The 21,689-nt window shown below is 70.8% G+C and carries 16 protein-coding genes; 7 read left to right on the top strand and 9 right to left on the bottom strand.

The features are described from left to right. The first annotated feature begins 11 nt into the window (after positions 1-11). The 5 genes from ACIBEF_RS23715 to ACIBEF_RS23695 are packed head-to-tail and all read left to right on the top strand — an operon-like array spanning position 12 to position 5,030. A complete protein-coding gene (locus ACIBEF_RS23715) occupies positions 12-965 on the top strand; it encodes a MurR/RpiR family transcriptional regulator (RefSeq protein WP_396795345.1) in 954 nt (317 codons plus the stop codon). Beyond that, the gene (locus tag ACIBEF_RS23710; RefSeq protein WP_091403970.1) at positions 962-1,711 is read left to right on the top strand and encodes a sugar isomerase domain-containing protein; all 750 of its coding nucleotides are present in this window, start codon (positions 962-964) and stop codon (positions 1,709-1,711) included. The genes ACIBEF_RS23715 and ACIBEF_RS23710 overlap by 4 nt, the downstream gene beginning before the upstream one ends. Before the next feature lie 26 nt (positions 1,712-1,737). After that, positions 1,738-3,174 carry an N-acetylglucosamine/diacetylchitobiose ABC transporter substrate-binding protein gene (gene ngcE / locus ACIBEF_RS23705; RefSeq protein WP_396795344.1) on the top strand — a complete coding sequence of 479 codons (1,437 nt, stop codon included), beginning with the start codon at positions 1,738-1,740 and terminating at the stop codon, positions 3,172-3,174. Between the two features lie 18 nt (positions 3,175-3,192). Continuing rightward, positions 3,193-4,101: a sugar ABC transporter permease gene (locus ACIBEF_RS23700; RefSeq protein ID WP_354878663.1), complete on the top strand. Its 909-nt coding sequence runs from the start codon at positions 3,193-3,195 to the stop codon at positions 4,099-4,101. After that, positions 4,101-5,030, top strand: coding sequence for a carbohydrate ABC transporter permease (locus tag ACIBEF_RS23695; protein WP_396795343.1), 930 nt, complete (start codon positions 4,101-4,103; stop codon positions 5,028-5,030). The genes ACIBEF_RS23700 and ACIBEF_RS23695 overlap by 1 nt, the downstream gene beginning before the upstream one ends. A 6-nt stretch (positions 5,031-5,036) precedes the next feature. On the opposite strand, the gene ACIBEF_RS23690 is transcribed toward ACIBEF_RS23695, so the two are convergent. After that, positions 5,037-6,728: an ABC transporter ATP-binding protein gene (locus ACIBEF_RS23690; protein ID WP_396795386.1), complete on the bottom strand. Its 1,692-nt coding sequence runs from the start codon at positions 6,726-6,728 to the stop codon at positions 5,037-5,039. Positions 6,729-6,778: 50 nt separating this feature from the next. Then, positions 6,779-8,485, bottom strand: a complete 1,707-nt coding sequence (locus ACIBEF_RS23685; protein WP_396795385.1) for an ABC transporter ATP-binding protein — start codon at positions 8,483-8,485, stop codon at positions 6,779-6,781. A gap of 150 nt (positions 8,486-8,635) precedes the next feature. Between ACIBEF_RS23685 and ACIBEF_RS23680 the strand changes: the two genes are divergently transcribed. Together ACIBEF_RS23680 and ACIBEF_RS23675 are read left to right on the top strand one after the other, a co-directional pair. After that, entirely contained in the window at positions 8,636-10,315 is a 1,680-nt protein-coding gene (locus ACIBEF_RS23680) for a bifunctional 3'-5' exonuclease/DNA polymerase (protein WP_396795342.1), read from the top strand. Between the two features lie 263 nt (positions 10,316-10,578). Continuing rightward, on the top strand, positions 10,579-11,172 hold the full coding sequence (locus tag ACIBEF_RS23675) for an NTP transferase domain-containing protein (protein ID WP_238687087.1): 594 nt from the start codon (positions 10,579-10,581) through the stop codon (positions 11,170-11,172). 131 nt (positions 11,173-11,303) lie between these two features. Here the strand turns inward: ACIBEF_RS23675 and ACIBEF_RS23670 are convergent, their stop codons facing one another. The 7 genes from ACIBEF_RS23670 to ACIBEF_RS23640 form a co-directional block, all read right to left on the bottom strand. Then, positions 11,304-12,713, bottom strand: a complete 1,410-nt coding sequence (locus ACIBEF_RS23670; protein ID WP_396795341.1) for a GH1 family beta-glucosidase — start codon at positions 12,711-12,713, stop codon at positions 11,304-11,306. Further along, the gene (gene yicI / locus ACIBEF_RS23665) at positions 12,710-14,941 is read right to left on the bottom strand and encodes an alpha-xylosidase (protein ID WP_396795340.1); all 2,232 of its coding nucleotides are present in this window, start codon (positions 14,939-14,941) and stop codon (positions 12,710-12,712) included. The genes ACIBEF_RS23670 and yicI overlap by 4 nt, the downstream gene beginning before the upstream one ends. Next, a complete protein-coding gene (locus ACIBEF_RS23660) occupies positions 14,938-15,825 on the bottom strand; it encodes a carbohydrate ABC transporter permease (RefSeq protein ID WP_396795339.1) in 888 nt (295 codons plus the stop codon). The genes yicI and ACIBEF_RS23660 overlap by 4 nt, the downstream gene beginning before the upstream one ends. Continuing rightward, complete coding sequence (locus ACIBEF_RS23655; RefSeq protein ID WP_396795338.1) at positions 15,825-16,793, bottom strand: carbohydrate ABC transporter permease; 969 nt, start codon at positions 16,791-16,793, stop codon at positions 15,825-15,827. Before ACIBEF_RS23655 ends, ACIBEF_RS23660 begins: the two co-directional genes overlap by 1 nt. 69 nt (positions 16,794-16,862) lie before the next feature. Beyond that, complete coding sequence (locus tag ACIBEF_RS23650) at positions 16,863-18,167, bottom strand: ABC transporter substrate-binding protein (RefSeq protein ID WP_396795337.1); 1,305 nt, start codon at positions 18,165-18,167, stop codon at positions 16,863-16,865. A gap of 76 nt (positions 18,168-18,243) precedes the next feature. Next, positions 18,244-19,275 (bottom strand): LacI family DNA-binding transcriptional regulator, encoded by a 1,032-nt coding sequence (locus tag ACIBEF_RS23645; protein ID WP_396795384.1) that lies wholly within the window; start codon positions 19,273-19,275, stop codon positions 18,244-18,246. Positions 19,276-20,711: 1,436 nt separating this feature from the next. After that, complete coding sequence (locus ACIBEF_RS23640) at positions 20,712-21,605, bottom strand: amidohydrolase family protein (protein WP_396795382.1); 894 nt, start codon at positions 21,603-21,605, stop codon at positions 20,712-20,714. Positions 21,606-21,689 lie beyond the last annotated feature (84 nt).

Below are 21,689 nucleotides of genomic sequence, written 5' to 3'. Positions count from 1 at the left end.
AGGGGCGTCTCATGGTTGATCACGAGGTGGACACCGCCGCGGGGACCGCGGTGGTCGACGCCGACGTGATCGAGCGACGGACCTCGGCCTCCGACGGGGTGTTGGCCCGGGTCCGCAACGGGCTCGGCGAGTTGACCGGGGCCCTGCGCCGGGTCGCCGAGCACGTGCTCAGCGACCCGGAGGCCGCCGCCCGCTCGACGATCGTCGAACTGGCCGAGCGCAGTGGCACCTCACCGGCGACCATCACCCGGTTCTGCCGGGCGATGGGCTTCGAGGGGTACGCCGACCTGCGACTGGGCATCGCCTCCGAGACCGGCCGGGCCCGCTCTGCCGGTTGGACAGTCGACATCGGACGCGAGATCCAGCCGAGCGACCCGCTCGCCCGGGTGCTCGACCAGATCATGGCCGCCGACACGCGGGCCATGCACGACACCGCCACCCTGCTCGACCTCAGCGAGGTGGAGCGCGCCGCGGTGGCGATCGCCGGCGCCAGCAGGGTGAACATCTTCGGTGCCAGCGGCAGCGCCCTGGTCGGTGAGGAGATGCAGTTCAGCCTGCACCGCATCGGTGTGGCGGCGTGGGCCTGGAACGACGTGCACGAGGGGCTGGCCAGCGCCGCGTTGCTGCGATCGGGGGACGTGGCGCTCGGCATCTCGCACACCGGGCAGACCCGGGAGACGATCGAGATGCTCGCCGAGGCGGGCAGCCGGGGCGCCACCACGCTCGCGCTCACCGGCTTCCCTCGCTCCCCGTTGGCCGAGCTGGCCGACATCGTCCTGCTCACGGCCAGCCAGGCGACCACCTTTCGGCCGGACGCGCTCTCCGCCCGGCATCCCCAACTGGTGGTGCTCGACCTGCTCTACATCGCCGTCGCCCAACGCACGCACGACCGCGCGCACGCGGCCTTCCGGCGGACAGCGCAGGCCGTCGACGGGCACAAGGCAGCGAAGGGAGCCCTCTCATGATCAGCGCCCAGGGGTACGCGGACGCCGTCCGCCCGGTGCTCGACCGGCTGCTCGACTCGGAGGCGGACGGGATCACCCGGGCCGCCGACCTGATCGCCGACAGCCTGCGCGACGGCGGGGTGCTCCAGGCGTTCGGCGCGGGGCACTCGGAGGCGTTCGCCGCCGAGCTGGTCGCCCGGGCCGGCGGGTTGGTCCCCACCAACCGGCTCTCGGTACGGGACCTGGTGATGCACGGTGACGCCCCGCGTGACGTGCTCGCCGACCCCAAGCTGGAACGTGATCCCTCCATCGCCCACCAGATCTACGCGCTCGCGGCACCCCAGCCGCGCGACGTGTTCGTGGTGGCGTCCCAGTCCGGCATCAACGGCTCGGTCGTCGAGCTGGCGGCGCTGGTCACCGAGCGCGGTCACCCGTTGATCGCGGTCACCTCGGTCGAGCACACCGCGCGGGTGGCGCCACGGCACCCGTCCGGGCACCGGCTCGCCGACCTCGCCGACGTCGTGCTGGATAACGGCGCGCCGTACGGCGATGCACTGCTGCCGCTCGAGGGCGGCGGCGCGGTCTGTGCGGTCTCCTCGGTCACCACGGCGCTGCTGGCGCAGTTGCTGACCGCGGAGGTCGTACGACGGTTCCACCAGGCCGGAGAGGTGCCCCCTATCTACCTCTCCGCCAACGTCCCCGGCGGGGACGAGCACAACCTCGCCCTCGAGTCGCGGTACGCCGGACGTCTCCGGCGTACCGCATGACCCGAATTTCACAAGGAGAGACGACGATGTCGATTACCCCCGAACACCCGGCCGCACTCGACCGTCGCACGGTCCTGCGTCGCGCCGCCGCCGTGGGCATGCTCGCCACTCCGGCCATCGGCCTGCTCGGCGCCTGCGCCACCAGCGGCAGTGACGGTGACAACGAGCAGGTCGCCGGCGGCACCAAGAGCGAGGCGAACCCGCTGGGCGTCAAGGAGGACGCCGCGATCGAGGTGGTCATCTTCAACGGTGGCTACGGCGAGAAGTACGCCACCGACGTGCACGAGCCGCTGTACAAGAAGGCGTTCCCCAAGGCCGAGGTCAAGCACCAGGCCACCCAGGCAGTCTCCACTGTGCTCCAGCCGCGGTTCGCCTCCGGCAACCCGCCGGAGTTCGTGAACAACTCGGGCGAGAAGCTGATGGACTTCGGTGCGCTCGTGGCCGACGGTCAGCTCCAGGACCTCACCGAGCTGTGGGACGCGCCGTCGGTCGACGACCCGTCCAAGAAGGTCCGCGACACGGTGGTGCCGGGCACCATCGAGGCCGGTTCGTTCAACGGCAAGCCGTTCGTCCTGTACTACGTCTCCACGGTCTTCGGCATCTGGTACTCGGCCAAGCTGTTCAAGGACAATGGCTGGGCCCCGGCGAAGACGTGGGACGAGTTCATGACCCTGCTCACCAACATCAAGGCCAAGGGCATCACCCCGTACGGCTACGCCGGTGCGAACGCGGCCTACTACCAGTGGAACGTGATCCTCACCCAGGCCGCCAAGATCGGCGGCACGGACGTGCTGAAGAACATCGACAACCTGGAGGACGGCGCCTGGAAGCAGGACGCCGTGAAGCAGGCGGCCGCGGCGTGGGCCGAGGTCGGGGCGAAGTTCAGCGACAAGAGCTTCGAGGGCCTCAAGCACACCGACGTGCAGCTGCGGCAGAACCAGTACAAGGTGGCCCTGTACCCCAGCGGTGACTGGCTGGAGGGCGAGCAGAAGAAGGACACCCCGGCCGGCTTCGACTACCAGCTCATGCCGGTGCCGAGCCTGTCCGCCTCGGACAAGCTGCCGGCCACCGCGCTGCGCGCCACCGCCGGTGAGGGCTACTTCGTCTCGGCCAAGAGCAAGAACCCCAAGGGTGGCCTGGAGTACATGCGTCAGATGCTGTCGAAGGCGGGCGCGAAGGGCTTCACCGAGGTGGTCAAGGCCCCGACCGTGGTCACCGCCGGCTCGGAGGGCTTCGCCTTCCCGCCCGGTGTGGCCAGCTCGCAGGCCGCGCTCAAGGCGGCCGGTCAGGACGTGTTCAACCTGTACTTCGACGGCTGGTACAAGGAGCTCGACACGGAGGCGCGTACCGCCACCAACGAGCTGATGTTCGGCCGGATCAACGCCGACGCCTTCGTGGAGCGGATCCAGAAGCGCGCCGACGCTATCAAGAAGGACAGCTCCGTCACCAAGTTCAAGCGCTGATCGATCGGAGCTAGGGTCATGCGGCACGGCAAGTATCCATTCGTGATCGGGTTCCTGTTCGCCCCGGTCGCGCTGTACGTGACATTCGTGATCTGGCCGTACGCTCAGGCGTTCCAGATCTCGATGACCAACTGGCGGGGGCTGTCCGCCCCGCAGTGGGTGGGCTTCGACAACTACCAGAGGTTGCTCGACGATGGGGCCTTCTGGAAGGCGGTCCAGCACCACGGCGTACTGCTGCTTGCCCTGCCGCTGATCACCATTGCCATCGCGTTGTTCTTCTCCTTCCTGCTCAACGTGGGCGGCAAGAGCAGCGGTGGTCAACGCCAGGGGGTCTGGGGGGCGAAGTTCTACCGGGTGGTGTTCTTCTTCCCCCAGGTCCTGGCGGTGGCCATCATCGCGGTGTTGTTCCAGATGGTGTACCGGCCCAACGAGTCCGGCCTGATCAACGGCGTGTTGATGAAGTTCGGCATCGAGCCGATCCTCTTCCTGGTCAAGCCGAGCCTGGCGCTCTGGTCGATCCTTGCGGTGCTGGTCTGGCAGGCGGTCGGCTTTTACGTGGTGCTCTTCTCGGCGGGGATGGCCTCCATCCCCGGTGAGATCTACGAGGCCGCCGAGATGGACGGGGCGACGAGGGTGACGCTGTTCTTCCGGGTCACCCTGCCGCTGCTGTGGGACACGCTCCAGGTGGCCTGGGTGTACCTCGGGATCGCGGCGTTCGACGCGTTCGCCATCGTGGCGGTGCTCTCGGTGGACGGTGGCGGCCCGGACGGCGCCACCACCGTGCTGGCCATGGAGATCTACCGCAACGCGTTCGTCTACTCGAAGTACGGCTACGCCTCGGCGATGGGCGTGGCGTTGTTCTTCCTCACCCTCACGTTCGCGGCGCTGACGCTGCGGCTCACCAAGCGGGAAAGCGTGGAGTACTGATGAATCCGCAGTCGACGCTGCCGCCGACCCCGGCCGCGCTGCCGCCGAAGACCGGTGACCCGTCCGCCCCCGCCGGGCCGGGCCGCAAGGACCCTCGCTCGGAGGTACGGCTCTTCGCCGGCCTGGGGCACGTCGCGCTCGCCGTGTGGGCGGTGATCGTCATCGTGCCGATCCTCTGGACCTTCCTGGCCGCGTTCAAGAACACCAGTGAGATCTTCAGCAGCCCGTGGACGCTGCCGGCCGAGCTGCGGTGGGAGAACTTCGGGCGGGCCTGGACCAAGGCACACGTCGGCCGTTACTTCATCAACAGCGTGATCGTGGTGTCGTGCAGCACGTTCCTCACCATGCTGCTCGGCTCGATGGCCGCGTACGTGCTGGCCCGTTACAAGTTCTGGGGCAACCGGGCTATCTACTACCTGTTCGTCTCCGGGTTGGCCTTCCCGGTCTTCCTGGCCCTGGTGCCGCTCTTCTTCGTGGTGAAGAACCTCGGTCTGCTCGACACCCACACCGGCGTGATCCTGGTCTACTCGGCGTACTCGTTGCCGTTCACCGTGTTCTTCCTGGCCGCGTTCTTCAAGACGCTGCCGTCGTCGGTGGCCGAGGCGGGGATGATCGACGGCTGCTCGCACACCCGGCTGTTCTTCCAGGTGATGATGCCGATGGCGAAGCCGGGCCTGATCAGCGTGGCGATCTTCAACATCATCGGCCAGTGGGCGCAGTACCAGCTTCCGTTGGTGCTGCTCTCCAACGCCAAGGACAAGTGGGTGCTCACCCAGGGCATCGCCGACATCTCGGTGAACGCCGGGTACGAGGCGGACTGGTCCGGGCTGTTCGCCGCGCTGACCATCGCCATCCTCCCGATGATCATCGTGTACGCGGTCTTCCAGCGTCAGATCCAGGCCGGCCTCACCTCCGGAGCGGTGAAGTAGGACGCCTCACCGCTCGTCGACGCGGGTGTGCCAGGAGCGCCACAGCGCCGCGTACGCCCCGCCGGCAGCGACCAGCTCGTCGTGGCTGCCGATCTCGGTGATCCGACCGTCGGCGAGCACGGCGACCCGGTCGGCGTCGTGCGCGGTGTTGAGCCGGTGCGCGATCGCGATGACGGTCCGCCCGACCAGCACGGCGGCCAGCGCGCGTTCGGTCCGGCGGGCGGTGGACGGGTCGAGCGCGGCGGTCGCCTCGTCCAGGATCAGCGTGTGCGGGTCGGCGAGCACCAACCGGGCCAGCGCGAGCTGTTGGGCCTCGGCCGCACCGAGTTGACGGGCCCCGTCGCCGAGCTGGGTGTCCAGGTCGTCGGGGAGCTCGGCGAACCACTCGGCGCCCACCGTGAGCAGCGCGGCGCGCATCTCTTCGTCGGTGGCGTCGGGCGCGGCGAAGGAGAGGTTGTCGCGTACCGAGCCGATGAAGACGTGGTGCTCCTGGGTGACCAGGGCGATCCGGCGGCGTCGCTCGGCCGGGTCGAGGTCGGTGATCGGGCAGCCGCCGATGGTGACGACGCCGTGGCGTGGCGCGTCGATCCCGGCCAGCAGCCGGGCCAGGGTGGACTTGCCGGCACCGGACGGGCCGACGACGGCCAGCCGCTCACCGGGCTGCACCTCCAGGTCGATGCCGTGCAGCACGTCCGGCCCGTCGGAGTAGGAGAACCGGGCGTCACTGACGACCAGCCGCTCACCCCGTGACGAGGCGTTCGTGCCGGGTGCTTCCGGTGCGACCATGCCCACGCCGAGCAGTCGCGCGTACGACGCGAAGCCGCGTTGCGCCTGCTCGGTCCACTGCAACAGCCGGTCCAACGGGTCGATCGCCTGTTGCAGGTAGAGCGCGGCGGCGACCACCGCGCCGAGCGACACCATGTCCCGGGAGAGCAGATAGCCCCCGACGAGCAGGACCATGGCGACCGGCAGCGGATAGCTGGCCTCGACGATCGAGAAGAACACGGTACGCAGCGCGAGGGTCGCCCGACGGGCCCGCCACACCGCTGTGACGCGGGTGGTGCCGTGCCGGATCCGGTCGTCGGCCAGCCGCAGCGCCTCCACGGTGCGCGCGCCCTCGGCGGTGGTGGTCAGCGTCTCGGTCAGCTCGGCCGCCGCCGCGCCCTCGGTGAGGTACGCGGAGCTGGCCCGGCGCAGGTACCAGCGGGTCACTGCCACGATCGACGGGAGCCCGGCCAGCGCGGCCAACCCGAGCAGCGGGTGCAGCAGGAAGACGGCCCCGAACAGCAACGTCAACTGGACCGTGGCGATGACCATGGTGGGCACCACGTCCCGGACGGTGGTGCCGACCGTCGACACGTCGACCGAGCTGCGGGTGGCCAGGTCCCCGGAGCCGGCACGCTCGACGACCGAGACGGGCAGCCCGAGAGTCCGGGAGACGAACTCCTCGCGCAGCTCGGCGACGGCCCGTTCGCCGAAGCGGTGGCCGGCGTACTGGGCGTACCGGGAGAGCAGGGCGCTGACCGCGACGCAGCCGGCGATGGCCAGTGCCAACCGGTCCACGGTCGCCACTCCCGCGCCCGCCGTGACCCGGTCGACGATGGTGCCCAACAGCCACGGCGGGGCGAGCCCGGCGACCGCCGCGGCGCTGTGCAGCGCCAGCACGACCCCGACGGCGCGCCGGTGCCGGCTGATCATGTTCCGCAGGGCGCGGCGTACGGTGCCACGGTCCGCGACCGGCAGCCGGGTCACCGGTACGCCTCCTCGCTGCCGCGGGCCACCAGATGCCGGTAGGCCGGGTCGTCGTCGAGCAGGTCGGCGTGGCTGCCGGTGGCCGTGACCCGGCCGGCGTTCAGAAGCGCGACCACGTCGGCCCGCCCGAGCAGCAGCGGCGACGTGGCGATCACCACTGTGGTCCGCCCGGCCCGCGCGGCCCGCAGCCGCTCGGCGATCCGCGCCTCGGTGTGCGCGTCCACCGCCGACGTCGGGTCGACGAGGATCAGCACCTCCGGTTCGCTGCTCAACGCCCGGGCCAGGCGCAGCCCTTGGCGTTGACCGCCGGAGAGCGTCCGGCCTCGGGCGTCGATCGGGGTGTCCAGCCCGGCGGGCAGGGCGTCGACGACGTCCTGCGCCGACGCGGTCCGCAGGGCCGCGCCGATCCGTTCGTCATCGTCGTCGACCCCGGCTCGCAGGATGTCGCGCAGGGTGCCGGCGAAGAGGTAGGAGTCGTGGTCGGCGACGAGGATCCGCGCGCGGACCTCGTCCAGGGCGACCTCGCGCAGCGGTGCGCCGCCCCAGGTGACGTCGCTGGCCACGTACCGGCCGAGCCGGTCGGCCAACGCCACGGCCGCCGCCGGGTCGTCCACCGCCACCCCGGTCAGGTGGCCGGCGCGCACGGTCAGGCCGGTCACCGGGTCGTGCAGGTCGGCCGGGTCGTCCGGCCCGGCCAGGTCGTCCGGCCGGCGTGCCTCGGGCACGGCCCCCGGCCACCGGCGGCCCGGGCCACCGACGTCGTCCGGTGTCACGTTGAGCAGGTCGGCGATCCGCCGGGCGGCGACCCGGCCGCGAATGAGCTGGTAACTGCCCTCCAGCAGAAACCAGACCGGCACGATCAGGGTCGCCACGTAGCCGTAGACGGCGACCAACTCGCCGATCGTGACGTCGCCGGTCACCGCCATCCGGGCCGTCAGCCACACCACCGCCGCCAGGAACAACCCGGGGATCGCGACCGTCGCCGCGTCGATCCAGCTGTTGACCGCGCCGACCCGGTAGCCCTCGGCGCGCAGCTCCTGGGACCGGGCCGCGTACCGCCGGGCGAACAGGTCCCGGCCGCCCACCCCGGCGAGCACCCGCAGCCCGGCGACGATGTCACCGGACCGGGCGGTGAGCGCGCCCTGTTGCCGGCGGTAGACCGATTCGACCTGCTCCAGGCGGCGCAGCAGGGGCCCCACGATCAGACCGACCACCGGCACCCCCACCAGCACGCAGAGCGCGAGCATCGGGGAAACCGACCAGAGCACCACGGCGATCACCCCGTACGCGATGACAGCGCCGACGCCGGGCCCGGTCAGCGTCAGCACCTGCGCCGTCCAGTCGATGTCGGAGCCGCCGATGGTGGACACCTCGCCCGCTCCGACCCGCCGGGGCAGCACCGCGCCGATGCGGGACAGGTGGCGCAGCAGAACCTCCGCCGAGCGGGCCTTGGCGTCCTCCCGGATGAAGGTCATCGTGCGGTGGCGCATGATGCCCAGGTAGGACAGGGCCACGCCCGCGACGACGATCGCCGCTACCCAGAGCGCCAGGGCCTGGGTGTCGCGTTCGCGCAGCCCGTCGTCGACGGCGCGGGCGATCAGGTAGGGCCGGGCCGAGAGCCCGATCATCCAGGCCGTGCCGATCAGGCTGCCGCGCAGCACCCGCCAGGGTTGGCAGCGGACGAGCCACCAGAGGTAGCGCATCGGACCACGGGCGTCCGGGGTGCCCGGATCGGGATGCGGGATCTGCGGAGGCACCCGATCACGCTACCGACCGGCCCCGACAGCCCACCGGCCCGACGACGGTGAGGTGCGCCTCCGTTCCTGTCGGACGGGAGAGGCAGAATCACGTTCGTGCTGGTGGCGGTGGTGTCCGACGAGCGGGGTGGGGGAGTGCTGTGCCCGCTGGACGCCTCCGGCCGGCCGGCCGGCCGACCCGAGGTCGTCACCGATCTGGTCGCCGCGGTCGCCGGCCGCGAGGCCGCCGAGCACCCGCGCTGGGTCTGGTCGACCGCTGCGGCGCTCTACCCGACGCTGCTGCGCGCCGGCGTCCGGGTCGATCGGTGTCACGACGTGGAGTTGACCGAGGCGTTGCTGCTCGGGCACGTGGGCCGTTGGGGTGAGCCCCGCTCGCTGGCCGCCGCCTGGGCCCGGCTGACCGGCGCGGCGGTGCCGCCCGACCCGCCTCCGCGCGCCGCGGCGCCACCCGGGCACGGGCAGGGCGCGCTCTTCGACACCCTGCCCGGTCCGCCGGGCCCGGGCATCGAGGCACTGACCCAGGTGTACGCCGACCAGCTCACCCGCGTCGCCGCGACCGAGCACCCCGGCCGGTTCCGGTTGCTGGTGGCCGCGGAGTCGGCCGGCGCGCTGATCGCGGCGGAGATGGGTGTCGCCGGGCTGCCCTGGCGGGCCGACGTGCACAACGAGATCCTGCACGAGCTGCTCGGCGAGGCGTCCCCGGTCGGTGGTCCGCCACGCCGACTCGCCGAGCTGGCCGCCCGGATCGCCGACGCGCTCGGCGTACGCGGCCTGCACACCGACTCCCCGGCGGAGCTGCTGAAGGCGTTCGCCCGGGCCGGGGTGGACCTGCCCAACACCCGGGCCTGGGTGCTGCGCGGGGTGGACCATCCGGCGGTGCCGCTGGTGCTGGAATACAAGGAGCTGTACCGGATCTGGACGGCGCACGGCTGGTCCTGGCTCGATCAGTGGGCCCGGGGAGGCCGGTTCCAACCGGAGTACGTGCCGGCTGGTGTCGTCTCCGGCCGGTGGGCCACCCGGGGTGGTGGCGCGTTGCAGATTCCCAAGGTGATCCGACGGGCGGTGGTGGCCGATCCGGGCTGGCGGTTGGTGGTCGCCGACGCCGGCCAGTTGGAGCCCCGGGTGCTGGCCGCGGTCTCCGGCGACGCGCGGTTGGCGGCGGCGGGCGGTGCCGGCGACCTCTACGCGGCCCTGGCCCGGGACTCGTTCGGCGGTGACCGGGCCAAGGCCAAGGTGGCCCTGCTCGGCGCGATGTACGGGCAGACCGGCGGGGCCGCGGTGCCCGCGTTGGCGGTGCTGAAGCGCAGTTACCCGACCGCGTTCGGTTACGTCGAGGCCGCGGCGCGTACCGGTGAGACGGGTGGGCTGGTGCGGTCGTGGCTGGGGCGGACGTGTCCGCCCGGCTCGGTCGGGTTCGGTGATCCCGACGACGAGCCCGCCGACCCGGAGCGGGCGGGTGATCCGCACAGTCCGCGGGCGCGTGCCGCCCGGTCCCGGGGGCGCTTCACCCGCAACTTCGTCATCCAGGCCACGGCGGCGGAGTGGGCCTCCACGTTGCTGGCCACGCTGCGGACGGAGCTCTCCGGCACCGACGCCGAGCTGGTCTTCTTCCAGCACGACGAGGTGGTTGTGCACGCGCCGGCCGATCAGGCGGACGCGGTCGCCGAGGCCGTCAACCGGTCGGGCGAGCGAGCCTCCGCGCTGCTCTTCGGTGCGACGCCGGTCCGGTTCCCACTGGACCTGTCCATCGTCGACTGCTACGCCGACGCGGCCTGACCCGCGCTCGCCCCATGATCAAGTGATCGGAAGTAGGTTCCCGGAGCCTTCCCGACCTACTTTCCATAACTTGATCAACGGCTCGCGTCAGGGGTGGCGGCGGTGCCGAGCGGCTGCGGTCCGGTGTATAACGGTTGTGCTATTTCTCCTTTTCGCCCCGCCACCCCTCGCTGGCGCTCCTCGTTGCAGTGTCCGTAGGAGGGGGCGGATCGGTCGCGGTCGCTCCCATGCTTGAGGGGGCGCAGCTGAACGGGATCGCAGGAATGATCATCGCCGCAGGCGGGGGACGACGGATCGGAGGTCCCGAGGCGCTGCTGCACCAGGGCGACAAGCCGCTGGTGAATCAGATGATCGACACGATGACCGAGGCGGGCTGCGAGCAGATCGTGGTCGTCCTGGGCGCTGCCGCCGAGCAGGTCCAGGAAACCGCCGACCTGGGCAAGGCGACCGTTGTGATCAACAAGGCGTGGGGCACCGGGGTCGGCTCGTCCATCCGGGCCGGCCTGGCCGCCATGGACGACGAGGGGATCGAGGCGGTGGTGGTGGTGCCGGTCGACATGCCGGGCCTGACCGCCGAGGCGGTCAGCCGGGTGGCCGCGCTGCCGTACCCGGACGTGCTGGTCTGCGCCACCTACGACGGGCTGCGTGGCTACCCGATGCTGTTCGGCCGCCGGCACTGGCCCGGCATCGCGACCCTGGCCAGCGCCGACGTCGGCGCCCGGCCGTACCTGTTGGCGCACAAGGACCAGATCGTCGACATCGCCTGCGACTCGGTGGCCGACGGCAGCCGGGTCGACACTCCGGAGCTGATGGAGATGTACGGGCTCACCGTCCCGCCGCAGCGCGTCGGGGTCTAGGCGCGCGCCGATCTTGCAGTTTCTGTCGCCGATACGCGTGGGATGCCCGGCATGTCGGTGCAGAAAGTGCAAGATCGCGTAAGGGTGGGCGGGTTGCCGGGCAGCCTCCGTGCGGGGCTGCCCGGCGGTGCCTACTCCGCCGCCTGGTCCAGCTCGCCGGTGGCGGCGAGACGCTGGTACCAGTGGGCGCTGTCCTTCCAGGTGCGTACCTGGGTGTCGTAGTCGACCCGGATGATGCCGAAGCGACGGTCGTAGCCGTAGCCCCACTCGAAGTTGTCCAGCAACGACCAGACGAAGTAGCCACGCACGTCCGCGCCCTGCGCGCGGGCGTCGGCCATCGCGCCGATGTGCCGACGCAGGTAGTCGATCCGCCGGTCGTCGTGGATCCGCCCGTCGGCCGACACCACATCGTCGAACGCCGCGCCGTTCTCGGTGATCATCATGGGCTGGTTGGGGTACTCGCGCTGAAGGCGCAGCAGCAGCTCGGTCAGCGCCGCCGGGTCGATGTTCCAACCCATCGCCGTGTACGGGCCGGGCTGCGGCAGGAAGTCGACGTTCTCCGCGGCGACCCACGGCGTCGAGGTCGACGCGCCGTGCCCGTCGGCGTCGGAGCGGGCCGACACCCCATCCCACGCCCGGACCAGGGTGCTGGAGTAGTAGTTGACCCCGAGCACGTCCAGCGGCACCGCGATCAGCTTCTCGTCGCCCTCGCGCACGAACGACCAGTCGGTGACGGAGGCGGTGTCGGCCAGCAGGTCGGCCGGGTACTCCCCGTCCAACATCGGGCCGAGGAACGCCCGGTTCGCCAACGCGTCGATCCGCCGGACCGCGTCCTGGTCGGCGGCCGAGTCCGACGCACCCCGAATGACGTGCAGGTTCAGGGTCACCGACAGCTCGGCGGAGGGGGCCAGCTCCCGGACCACCCGACCGGCCAGGCCGTGCGCGAGGTTGAGGTGGTGCACCGCGGCCAGCGCCGCCGCCGGCTCGGTCCGACCCGGCGCGTGCACGCCGGAGGCGTAGCCCAGGTACGCGGAGCACCACGGCTCGTTGAGCGTCGTCCAGGTGTGCACCCGGTCGCCCAGCGCACCGACGATGCCCGCCGCGTACTCCTGGAAGCGCAACGCGGTCTCCCGCGCCGCCCACCCGCCGGCGTCCTCCAACTCCTGCGGCAGGTCCCAGTGGTACATGGTGGCGACCGGGCGGACGCCCCGCTCCAGCAGCCCGTCCACCAGCCGCGAGTAGAAGTCGATGCCGGCCTGGTTGAACCGGCCCGAGCCGCCCGGCTGCACCCGGGGCCAGGAGATGGAGAACCGGTACGCACCGAGCCCCAGGTCGGCGATGTGCCCGAGGTCGTCGGCCCACCGGTGGTAGTGGTCGGCGGCCACGTCACCGGTGTCACCGTTGAGGGTCCGACCCGGTGTGTGGCTGTAGGTGTCCCAGATGGACGCACCGCGCCCGTCCTCGGTCGCCGCGCCCTCGATCTGGTACGCGGCCGTCGCCGAGCCCCAGACGAAGCTCTCCGGGAAGTGGTGTTGCGTCATCGTTCCGTCCCCTGGATCTCGCAGATGTAGCCCGTCGAGGTGCCGGCCACCAGTTCGGCGCTGACCGTCCCACCCTCGTAGCGCACGTCGAACTCGGCGCCCGGCCCGTTGCCGGGTGACGGTACCCGTACCCGGGTCCGTTGCCCCTCGGCCGGTGCGTACATCCGCAGCCGCACATCGTCGGCCCACTCGTAGTCCGGTCGGTCGGTACGCGAGCCGAACGGGATGACCGCGCCCGGTCGGGCCAGCACCGGCAGGCTGTCGAAGCAGTGCTTCTCGGTCAGCCAGGCCGGGCCGGTGACCTGCGCGCCAGTGATCAGGTGCGTCCAGGTGCCGGCGGGTACGTAGTAGGTGACGTCGCCGTCGGCGCTGAGCACCGGGGCGACCAGCACGTCCGGGCCGAGCATGTACTGCCGGTCCAGGTGCGTCGTCGCCGGGTCGTCCGGGAACTCCAGGAACATCGGCCGCATCACCGGCGTCCCGTCGCGGTGCGCCTCCTGGGCGGCAGCCGCCAGGTACGGCATCAGGCCGAGCTTGAGGTGGGTGAAGTGCCGCAGCACGTCCACGGCCTCCTCGTCGTACGCCCACGGCACCCGGTACGAGCCGGACCCGTGCAGCCGGGAATGAGAGGAGAGCAGCCCGAAGGCGACCCACCGCTTGAACACCGCCGGGTCGGGAGTGCCCTCGAAGCCGCCGATGTCGTGGCTCCAGTAGCCGAAGCCGGAGGCTGCCAGGGACAACCCGCCGCGCAGCGACTCGGCCATCGCGACGAACGTCGACTCGCAGTCGCCGCCCCAGTGCACGGGGAACTGCTGCCCGCCGGCGGTGGCCGAGCGGGCGAACAGCACCGCCTCGCCCTCGCCGCGTTCGGTCTCCAGCAGCTCGAAGACGGCCTTGTTGTAGAGGTACGAGTAGTAGTTGTGCATCCGCTGCGGGTCCGAGCCGTCGTGCCACACCACGTCGGTCGGGATGCGCTCACCGAAGTCGGTCTTGAAGCAGTCGACGCCCATGTCCAGCAGGGCCTTGAGTTTGCCGGTGAACCAGCGGACCGCGTCCGGGTTGGTGAAGTCGACGAGCGCCATGCCGGCCTGCCACTTGTCCCACTGCCAGACCGAACCGTCCGGGTTGCGGACCAGGTAACCGGCCTCGCGGCCCTCCTCGAAGAGGTACGAGCGCTGCGCGATGTACGGGTTGATCCAGACGCACACCTTCAGGTCGCGCTCGTGCAGCCGGCGCAGCATCCCCTCCGGGTCTCCGAAGGTCGCCGGGTCCCAGATGAAGTCGACCCAGTGGAACTGACGCATCCAGAAACAGTCGAAGTGGAACACCGACAGCGGCAGCCCCCGCTCGGCCATCCCGTCGACGAACTCGGTCACCGTCTTCTCGTCGTAGGAGGTGGTGAACGAGGTGGACAACCAGAGGCCGTACGACCAAGCGGGGATGCGGGCCGGACGACCGGTGAGGGCGGTGTAGCGGCGCAGCACGTCCTTCGGGTGGGGTCCGTCGATGACGTAGTAGGTGAGCGACTGGCCCTCGACGCTGAACTGGGTCTGAGCGACGACCTCGGAGCCGACCTCGAACGACACGTGCTCCGGGTGGTCGACGAAGACCCCGTAGCCGGCGCTGCTCAGGTAGAACGGCACGTTCTTGTACGCCTGCTCGCTGGCGGTGCCGCCGTCGGCGTTCCAGATGTCGACGGTCTGCCCGTTCTTCACGAACGGGCCGAAGCGCTCGCCCAACCCGTACACCGTCTCGCCGACACCGAGGGCGAGCCGTTCGTGTACGTGCCGGCGGCCCTCGGCGTCGCTGACGACGCCGATGCTGCGGGCGGTGGACGCGGTGACCAGCCGGTCGCCGTGCAGGAAGTCGACCCGCCACCCGTCGATGAGCGCGACCCGCGCGGTCAGCTCGCCGGTGGTCAGTGTCGCGCTGAGCCCGGTGACGTCGACGGTGACCGGGTGCGTGTCGTCGGTGCTCAGCCCGAAGTGCGGCTCGCGGGGGAGCCCTCCGGTGTGGTGGGCGATGGTCACGCCGATGACACCGGGGGCGGGGGAGAAGAACCGGACGGTGACCAGGGGGCGGTTGAGGGTGTCGCCGCGGCCGGTGATCTGACCGGTCGGTGCGAAGACGGTGAAGCCACGCTCGTCCGGCTCGACCGACTCCACGACGCCGGGGCGCAGGACGCTGACGCCGGGGCGCAGCTGCCAGTACCCGTCGGTGAACTTCACTTCTCGGCTCCTGCCGTGATGCCGCGCGCCAGAGTGCGCTGGAAGATGAAAAAGAAGACGATGGCCGGCACCAGGCTGATCAGCGCGCCGGCGTTGGTGGTCGGGGCGTCCATCAGCCGGTCACCCTGCAACGACGCGAGCGCGACCGGAATGGTCTGCGTCTGGTTGTCGATCAGCATGACCAGCGGGATGAGGAACTCGTTCCACGTCCAGATGAAGAAGAAGATGAGCAGCACCGCGAGGGTGGGCCGCAGGTTGGGGAAGACCACCCGCCACAGCACCGTCCACTTGCCGGCGCCGTCCAGCGCGGCGGCCTCCAGCAGCGAGCGCGGGAACGTGCCCATCACCGAGGCGAGCAGGTACGTGCCGAACGCGCTCTGGATCACGGTGAAGATGATGATCACCGAGAGCTGGGTGTTGTAGAGGCCGACCTGCTTCGCCACGTAGTACAGCGGGTAGATCAGCGCCTCCTGCGGCAGCATGTTGGCCAGCAGGAAGAGACCCACGATCCACAGCGGTCCCCGGACCCGGCCGATGCCCAGCGCGTACGCGTTGAGCAGTGACACGGCGACGCCGAGCACTGCCACGGAGCCGGCGATGACCGCCGAGTTCCAGAACTTCAGCGGGAAGTTGACCTCGGTCCAGTACGTGCGCAGACCCTTGGTGTAGAACTCCGTCGGCCAGCTCAGCGGGCCGCCCGACGAGTAGTCCCCGGGCGACTTGAATGCGTTGAGCAGCATGAACGCGAACGGCACCAGCATGACGAGCGCGCCGAGGGTGACCAGGGCGAGCACCACCCAGCGGCTGACGCCACGGTGGTGTCGATCGCGTACGGGCCGGGCCGGCGTCACCGGCGCGGGGCTCGGTGTGAGCGTGACGGCCATCAGAACCCCCGGTCCCGGCGCTCGCTGCGGGCCTGCATCCAGATGAAGACCCCGGCCACCACCACGATGATCAAAGTCAGCACCGTGGAGATCGCGGAGCCGTAGCCGACCTGCAGCTTCTTGAAGAACGTGTAGTAGGCGAAGTAGCTCGGCACGTTCGTCGCGTTGTCCGGACCACCCCGGGTCAGCGCGAAGATCGGCCCGAACACCTTCAACGCGGCGATGGTGCAGGTCAGGGCCACCACGAAGGTCTCCGGCCGGATCTGCGGAAAAGTGATCGCCCGGAACCGGTGCAGCCAGTTCGCGCCGTCGACCTCGGCCGCCTCGTACAGCTCGGGGTCGACCCGCTGCAACGCCGCCATGAAGACGACCACCGGGTAGCCGATCTGCACCCAGATCATCACGGCCATCACGGCCGGCAGTGCGGTGCCCGGGTCGCCGAGCCAGTCATGGCGTAACGCGCCGAGACCGACCACGTCGAGAAGGCTGTTGAACGCGCCGCCGGGGCGCAGGATCCAGCCCCAGACGATGCCGGCCACCACGACGGGCAGCACCTGCGGGAGGTAGAACGCGGCCCGCAGCGCGGCGGCCGTGCGGGGCTTGAACCGGCGGCCGACGACGTCGAAGAGCACCGCGGCGAGCAGCAGCCCCAGCACCGTGGGCACCACCACCATCGCGACGAGCATCCAGACGGTGTTGCGGAACGACGCCCAGAACACGTCGTCCTGCAGCAACTGCCGGTAGTTGTCCAAGCCGACCCACCGGGGGTCGCCGATGCCGGACCACTTGGTCAGCGACAGGTAGAGGGTGCCGACCAGGGGCGCGCCGATGACCAGCAGAAAGAGCACCGCTCCGGGGAGCAGGTAGAGCCAGTACGCCGCGTCGCGGCCGCGGCGTCTGCGGCTGAGGGCGGGCGGGGTGGGGGTCGCGGCCGGCGGTGTGGCGGCGACCGTCTCGGAGACTGCCATGGAAGATCCTTCCCGGCGGGGCGGGCGGGCGCGCGCCGGTCGTGCCGGTCGCGCCCGCCGCTCGCCGTGTCACTTGCCGGTGATCTCCTTGACGCCATCGGCGTACGGCTTGGCGATCGTGTCGAGAACCTGGTCGGGCGACTTCGAGCCGTTGATCAGACCCTGGAAGCCGGAGACCAGCACGTCGTAGTAGCCGGGGACCGGCCAGTCCGGGTAGAAGGCGAGCCCGTCCTGCTTGCTGACCGTGTTGAAGTCCTCGATCAGCTTGCGGTCCTTCGGGTCGCTGATCTTCGACGCGTCAGCGGCGACCGGAACACCACCGTTGTTACCGATCAGGTCCTGGATCTCCGGACGCAGGGTGATGTCGATGAAGTCGTACGCCAGGCTCTTGGCCTTGCTGTTCTCCGGGACGACCCAGAGGTTGCCGGAGGAGCCGGCCTGCAGGGTGTTGCCGGGGAAGAGGAAGGTGTCCCAGTTGGCCTTCATCTCGGTCTTGAACCGGCCGTACCACCAGCTACCCGAGACGATCATCGGAACCTTGCCGCCGATGAAGGCGGTGCCCATGTCCTCGGCCTTGAGGCTGGCCGAGTTCTTCGCGACGTAACCCTTCTGCACCCACTGGGCGAAGGTGTCCGCGCCGTACTTGAGCGGGTCGGCCTTGAAGTCGACCGGGTTCTTGTAGAGCTGGTAGTTGTCGACGAACTGCCGGTCGCCCTTGGAGAGGGCGAGCTGGTAGAACAGCTGCCCGGCCGGGTACTCGGCACCGGCCATCCCCAGCGGGGTGATGCCCTTGCCGACGAAGGTGTCCATCGCGGCGGTCATCTCGGCCATCGTGGTGGGAACCTTGACGCCGTTGCTCTGGAACAGGTCCTTGTTGTAGTAGACGGTGACGTACTCGCCGTAGTTCGGCACACCGAACCACTTGCCGGAGCCCATCACGCCCTTGTCGCTGTACCGGGCGGTGGTCTGCAGGCTGGGGCTGAGCTTGCCGGCCCAGCCGCGCTTGTCGGCCTCGCTGCTCAGGTCGGCCAGCAGGCCCTGGGAGGAGAGCAGCCCTGCGGTCGCGTTGCCCTTGTTGTACTCCATGATGTCCGGGCCCTCGGACGAGTTGATGATCATGCCGGCGTTCTGCTGGATCTGCTCGAACGCCTTGCGCTCGAAGCGCACCTCCACGCCCGGGTGCTCGGACTTGAAGATCTCGATCGCCCGGTCCCAGCCGACCCCCATGGCGCTGTTCTCGCTCTCGTAGTGCCAGAGCTTGAGGGTCTTGGCGTCACTGTCGTCCCCGCTGTCACCACCGCCGCACGCGGCCACGGTGGTCGTCGCCATCGCCGCCAGGGCGATCGCGGCGACGAGCCGGTGGAATCGCTGCATTAGCATCCTCCTCGTTGAGTATCTAGCCGGTACTTCACGGGGCCCGTCGTCGCGTTGCAGCGCGGCGGCGGGCCATTTACAGATCGGCCCCCATGGGCTGGTGGCGTCGGGGCGCAGCGGTCGACCCACGGACCTCCAACGCGCACGGCAGCAGTTGCTGGTGACGAAGGTCAGCGGGGCCATCCAGCTGGCGCGTCAGCGCCTCGATCGCGATCCGGCCGAGCGCCGAACCGGGTGACGTCATCGCGGTCAGCGCCGGGGTGGCCAGCTCGGCGACCTGCGGCGAGGTGACCATCGAGACGACGGAGACGTCGTCGGGCACTGACAACCCGCGGCCGGTCAGCTCGCCGAGAATGCCGAAGATCGCCGTCTCGTTCATCGCCAACACCGCCGTCAGCTCCGGGGCCCGCGCGAACGCGGCGGCCAGGGCGGCCCGCCCGCCGGAGGCGCTGTCCTCGGCCGCGATCATCACCGGCTCCAGGCCGTGCCCGGTCATCGCCGCGGTGAAGGCGTCACGGGTACGCAACGCCGGCCCGTAACCGCTGGCCAACGTGGCGGCCGAGTGGTTGACGTAGACGATGCGCCGATGCCCGAGGCCGACCAGGTGCGCGACAGCCTCCCGAACGGTCTGGTCGAAGTCGATGTCGACGTAGGAGAGCGTGCTGGTGTCGCCCGTGCGGCCGATCAGCACCAGCGGCACCCCCGCCTCCTGGAGCACAGTGACCCGCTCGTCAGCCAGCTGGACCTCCATCAGCACGACCCCGTCGAGCATCCGCTGACTGGCCAGCCGACGCAGGTCGTCGAGGTTGCCCCCACCGACCGGCGAGAGCACCAGGTGGTAGCCGGCGACGCTGGCCGCGGCGGCGGCACCGGTGACGAACGCGGTCTCGGTGGCACCGAGGCCACGCTCGTCCATCGGCATCAGCAGGCCGAGGATCCGGCTGCGGCGACTGGCCAGCCCACGGGCCATCGCGTTGGGCTGGTAGTCGAGCTGCGCCATCGCGGCGAGCACCTTGTCACGGGTGGCCTGCGAGATCGGCCGGGTGCCGGTGAGCACGTACGAGACGGTGCTGACCGAGACCTGTGCGAGGCGGGCGACGTCGTGCATGGTGGCCACCGCGCATCTCCTCCGGCCTGGGGTGGGACCGCTCCCGAACTTCGTCGAAGCGTTTCGACGAAGCGGTTCGACAGGACGCTAGGCCACCTGTTACGGCGACGTCAATAGCCGATGTCGAAAAGAATTCAGGGGCGCGCAGGGCCCTGCGCCCGTCCCTCCCGAGCGCCCTGCGCGCGGCCAGGCTGGAAGGGTGCCGAGCCCTCGCCCAGCCCGCGCCGCGCGCTTCTCCTGGTCGGTCGGCGCCGTGCCGCTCCCGGCCGGTCCGCGCGGCACCGCGCTGCTCCCGGTCCGTGCCGCGCTGCTTCCGGTCCGTGCCGCGCTGCTTCCGGTCCGTGCCGCGCTGCTTCCGGTCCGTGCCGCGCTGGTCCCGTTGGGTCCGCGCCGTGCCGCGCTGCTTCCGGTCCGTGCCGTGCTGGTCCCGTTGGGTCCGCGCCGTGCCGCGCTGTTCCCAGTCCGTGCCGCGCTGTTCCCGGTCCGTGCCGTGCCGCTCCCGGTCCGTGCCGCGCTGCTCCCGTTCAGTCCGTGCCGCGCTGCTCCCGCTCGTGCCGCCCCCGGTCGGTCAGTCGCACAGGCCGGTCATGGCCAAGATCCGCACACCATCGGGGATGTTGCTGCCTCCCATCCGCCGGAGGCAGCAACTTCCGGGACGTTGCGCGGATCTTGGCCGCCGGTCACGGGGCGGGCGGGCCGCGCGACGGCAAGATCGTGCTCGATCCTGGATTTAGTTCCCTCGGTCAGTCGTGGAAGCCACTACATCCAGGATCGAGCACGATCTTGGTTGCAGGGGGCGCGCCGCTCCGGTTCGGTCAGTCGCAGGTGACGGTCGCGGCCAAGATTCGCGCAGCATCGGGGATGTTGCTGCCTCCCATCCGCCGGAGGCAGCAACATCCGGGAAGTTGCACGGATCTTGGCCGCCGGTCAAGGGGGGAGCGGGCCGGGCGGCGCCAAGATCGTGCTCGATCCTGGATGTAGTCCCTTGGATAGTCGTGGAGGCCACTACATCCAGGATCGAGCACGATCTTGGGTGCGGGGTGCGGGGTGCGGGGTGCGGGGTGCGGGGTGCGGGGTGCGGGGTGCGGGGTGCGGGGTGCGGCCCGGTGGGGCGAGGGACGGGGGTGCGGCCCGTTAGGACGAGGGGGCGAGGGTGCGGCCCGGTGGGGCGAGGGCGCGAGGGTGCGGCCCGGTGGGGCGAGGGCGCAGGGGTGCGGCCCGGTGGCGCGGGGGTGCGGCCCGGTGGGGCGGGGGTGCGGCCCGGTGGGGCGAGGGTGCGGGGCGCGGCCCGGTGGGGCGAGGGGGCGAGGGTGCGGCCCGGTGGGGCGAAGGTGCGGGGTGCGGCGAAGGCGAGGGCGAAGGCGCGCGACGACGCGGCGGGCGAGGGGCGAAGGCGAGGGCGAGGGCGCGGGCCCGTGGGGCGTGGCGGTCGAGGGTCAGGGCAGGTTGAACAGGGTGGCGGCGCTGTTCCAGCAGACCGCGCGTAGCCAGTCGTCGCCCAGGTCCAGTCGGGCCAGCCCGGTCACCTGCTCGGCGTACGGGTACGGGATGTTCGGGAAGTCGCTACCCAGCAGCACCTTGCCGGCCAGCCCCAACTCGCGTAACCGGGGGAACTCCTCGGCGGGGTAGGGCACGAACTGGTCGAAGTAGGGCGTGAACACCATTGTGGTGTCCAGTCGAACCCGCGCGTACGTCTCGGCGAGGTCCAGGAATGCCGGGTAGTCCGGGGCTCCCATGTGTGCCACCACGGCGGTCAGTCGAGGGTGGCGGGCGAGGAGGGCGGCGAACGGTTCCGGGCCGGTGTGGGAGGTCCCCACCGGGGCGTGCCCGGCGTGCACCACCACCGGCACACCCGCGTCGGACAGCATCCCCCACACCGGGTCCAGCGCCGGATCGGTCGGCGCGAAGCCACCGACCTGTAGGTGCAGCTTGAACACCTGGGCGCCTTCGGCGAGGGCTGCCTCGACGTACCCGGGGGCGTCCGGCTCGGGGTAGAACGTGGCCGAGGCCAGGCATCCGGGGGTGTCGCGGGCGAAGTCCAGCGTCCAGCGGTTGAGTTCCGCCGCCATGCCCGGTCGGTGTGCGTACGCCAGGGCGCTGAAAACCCGCACCCCGAGCCGGCGCAGGTGCGCGACCCGGTCGGCGTCGCTCCAGCGGTACAGGATCGGCCATTCGGTGCCGACCAGAGGCCCGGCGGCGTCGAAGTAGGCCCACACCCGACGCAGCAGGCGTGGTGGCAGGAAGTGCACGTGCACGTCGGCGAGGCCGGGCAGCCCCAGGGCGCGGCAGAACTCCGGGACGCGGTCGTCCGCGTCGGGTGGGACCGGCAGATGCTCGCCGGCCGTGCCAGCCGGCACCGACGCCGACACCGGCACTGACGCCGACGCCGACGCCGACGCCGGCACTGACGCCGA

The sequence above is a fragment of the Micromonospora sp. NPDC050795 genome (assembly GCF_044456785.1).
Classification (GTDB): domain Bacteria; phylum Actinomycetota; class Actinomycetes; order Mycobacteriales; family Micromonosporaceae; genus Micromonospora.
Note: the sequence above shows the minus strand (reverse complement) of the source record. Positions and strands in the feature narration are given on the sequence as shown.

Excerpts from the sequence above, each read along its gene's own strand:
- ACIBEF_RS23685 (WP_396795385.1), bottom strand. The coding sequence starts at position 8,485 with ATGCGCTACCTCTGGTGGCTCGTCCGCTGCCAACCCTGGCGGGTGCTG.
- ACIBEF_RS23655 (WP_396795338.1), bottom strand. The coding sequence starts at position 16,793 with ATGGCAGTCTCCGAGACGGTCGCCGCCACACCGCCGGCCGCGACCCCC.
- ACIBEF_RS23645 (WP_396795384.1), bottom strand. The coding sequence starts at position 19,275 with ATGCACGACGTCGCCCGCCTCGCACAGGTCTCGGTCAGCACCGTCTCG.
- ACIBEF_RS23700 (WP_354878663.1), top strand. The coding sequence starts at position 3,193 with ATGCGGCACGGCAAGTATCCATTCGTGATCGGGTTCCTGTTCGCCCCG.
- ACIBEF_RS23650 (WP_396795337.1), bottom strand. The coding sequence starts at position 18,167 with ATGCAGCGATTCCACCGGCTCGTCGCCGCGATCGCCCTGGCGGCGATG.
- ACIBEF_RS23715 (WP_396795345.1), top strand. The coding sequence starts at position 12 with ATGGTTGATCACGAGGTGGACACCGCCGCGGGGACCGCGGTGGTCGAC.
- ACIBEF_RS23675 (WP_238687087.1), top strand. The coding sequence starts at position 10,579 with ATGATCATCGCCGCAGGCGGGGGACGACGGATCGGAGGTCCCGAGGCG.
- ngcE (WP_396795344.1), top strand. The coding sequence starts at position 1,738 with ATGTCGATTACCCCCGAACACCCGGCCGCACTCGACCGTCGCACGGTC.
- ACIBEF_RS23710 (WP_091403970.1), top strand. The coding sequence starts at position 962 with ATGATCAGCGCCCAGGGGTACGCGGACGCCGTCCGCCCGGTGCTCGAC.
- ACIBEF_RS23660 (WP_396795339.1), bottom strand. The coding sequence starts at position 15,825 with ATGGCCGTCACGCTCACACCGAGCCCCGCGCCGGTGACGCCGGCCCGG.
- ACIBEF_RS23690 (WP_396795386.1), bottom strand. The coding sequence starts at position 6,728 with ATGATCAGCCGGCACCGGCGCGCCGTCGGGGTCGTGCTGGCGCTGCAC.
- ACIBEF_RS23695 (WP_396795343.1), top strand. The coding sequence starts at position 4,101 with ATGAATCCGCAGTCGACGCTGCCGCCGACCCCGGCCGCGCTGCCGCCG.
- ACIBEF_RS23670 (WP_396795341.1), bottom strand. The coding sequence starts at position 12,713 with ATGACGCAACACCACTTCCCGGAGAGCTTCGTCTGGGGCTCGGCGACG.